This is a genomic window from Methylacidimicrobium cyclopophantes (assembly GCF_902143385.2).
Lineage (GTDB): Bacteria > Verrucomicrobiota > Verrucomicrobiia > Methylacidiphilales > Methylacidiphilaceae > Methylacidimicrobium > Methylacidimicrobium cyclopophantes.
On the sequence record NZ_CABFUZ020000054.1, the window covers coordinates 1 to 2,285 of the forward strand.

Annotated in this window: 2 protein-coding genes; both read left to right on the forward strand. The window is 64.6% G+C overall.

The features are described 5' to 3' along the window. On the forward strand, positions 1 to 1,440 hold a 1,440-nt coding region (locus tag FN369_RS01205; protein WP_142524394.1), incomplete at its 5' end, for an ABC transporter permease. 12 nt (positions 1,441 to 1,452) lie between these two features. Then, positions 1,453 to 2,285: carotenoid 1,2-hydratase (locus tag FN369_RS01210; protein ID WP_246189472.1), on the forward strand; the 833-nt coding region annotated here is incomplete at its 3' end.

Here is a 2,285-nt window from a genome sequence, read left to right on the forward strand (position 1 = left end):
GCGGTGGCGGCCGCCGCTTGGTTTCCGGCTCGGGAAGCGTCCGGAGTCGCACCTGTGGAAGCCTTCTCCTTGGGAACCTTGGCGGAGAAGAGCCGGCGTGCCGGTCCCTGGTGGGCGGTCGCCGCCTTCGGCTGCTGGCTCTTCTCCGGAGCCGTCGCCTGGCTGGCGCTCCGAATCGGCCCGGCGGCGCTCAGCTTCGGCTCGGCCCTCTTCGCCCTCCTCGGATTTACACTCCTGGTCCCCCTGGTCTGCCGAGAGATCTCCCGCGCCTTCCACTTCCGTTCCGCCCTGCCGCGGCTCGCGATGGCCCATTTTTCCCACTCGCTCCACCACAATGGAATCACCGTCGCCGCTCTTCTTGCGGCGCTGGCGATGTATGTGAGCGTCACCGTCATGATCTTCAGCTTCCGGAAGACGGTCGACGACTGGCTCCACCAGACGGTGACCGCCGATCTCTTCGTCGCTCCCGCGATCAACGTTCGGGCCGGAACCCAGCAGGCCCTTCCGCCGGCGGTCGAGCAAGCGGTGGCTTCCCTTCCCTCCGTCGCCGCCTATGAGCGCTACCGGGAGCAGCGGATCTCGTTTCGAGGGGAGACGGTCAAATGCGCGGCCCTCCGCTTTCCGGTTGCGGCCCGCTACAGCGGCCTTTCCCTGCGGCGAGGCGACGCGCGCCGGATTTTGGCCGACTCGGCGGGATCGGACCGGATCATCGTCAACGAGAGCTTCGCCAATCGATTCCACGTCCAAGAGGGAGAGCTGCTCGAGATCCCGACTCCCCAAGGCGTTCATCCCTTTACCGTCGCCGGGGTCTTTTACGACTACACGACCGAATTCGGACTCTTCCTCATCGATTGGGAGACCTACCGGCGCTATTGGCGGGAAGAAGGCTGTCACACTCTGGGGCTCTACCTCCGACCGGGGGAAGATGCCGAAAAGGTCCGACAGAGCCTGCAGCGGGAGATCGCCCCGACCGGGGACTGGGTCGTCTACTCGAACCGGGAGGTGCGCAAGGAGGTCTTCCGAGTCTTCGACCAGACCTTCCTGGTGACCGATCTCCTCAAAGGGATCACGCTCATCGTCTGTGCCAGCGGGATTTTCCTCAACTTCGTCATCTTGAGCGTGGAGCGCCGGCGGGAGATCGGCGTCTTGCGCTCGATCGGGGTCGGGCGCTCCGGGGTCGAAGCGATGCTCGTCGGAGAAGCCGCCCTCCTCGGCGCCATCGCCTCCCTGCTCGGCCTGGTGGCCGGGATCGGCCTCTCCTTGGTTCTCACCTACGTGATCAATCCCTCCTTCTTCGGCTGGACCGTCCGGTGGGCGATGCCTTGGAGGCTGCTCTGGGAGCTCCCCCCCGCCGTCATCCTCGCCGCAATCCTTTCGGCCTACTGGCCCGCCCGGCGCTGCGCCCGCATTCCGATCGCCGAAGCGATGCGGATGGAGTAGGTTTTCTTTTCGATGGCCAGTCGATTGCCTCCGAATCGCATCTACCGGATGGGGAGAAGGAACGCGGCGGCAATCCTGCTCCTCGCGATCGCCTGGAGTGGATCGCTTCTCCAAGCCGAAGGAGCCGATGGCTGGAGCTTCGCGCAGAGTCCATGGGCCTGGAGCTTTCCCCGGGACCATGGCAACCACCCGGAGTTCCAGATCGAATGGTGGTATCTGACCGGGAATCTCTCCACTCCTTCCGGGGCTCCCTACGGCTTCGAGCTGACCCTCTTTCGCCATGGACTCTTCCGGGAAGCGCCCCAGCGGGAGAGCCGCTGGAAAGTCCGAGACGTCTTTTTCGGCCACTTCGCAATCAGCGACCTGGGGGCAAAGCGCTTTTACTACTCGGAGCGGGCCGACCGGGGAGCACTCGGCGAAGCCGGAAGCGCCGAAGGGAAGATGGAGGCCTGGGTCGGAGATTGGCGGATCGAGGAAGAGCCCGACGGCTCTCTTCGGGCGCTCGCGGCCGAAGAGAAGAGGAAGCTCGAGCTCCGGCTCATCCCTCGCAAGCCCCCGGTTCTCCACGGCGAGGAAGGACTCAGCCAAAAGGCCGAAGAAGCGGGTGCCGCCTCTTATTACTACTCCTTTACCCGTCTCGACTCCCAGGGAAGGCTCGAGTTGGGGGGCAAAAGCGTTCCGGTCGAGGGAACGAGCTGGTTCGATCACGAATTCAGCTCGAGCACTCTGGGCAAGAACCAGGTGGGATGGGATTGGTTTGCCCTGCAGCTCGATTCGGGAGAGGAGCTCATGCTCTACGGGCTCCGGAAACGGGATGGCTCGATCGATTCGACCGCCGGCGGGAG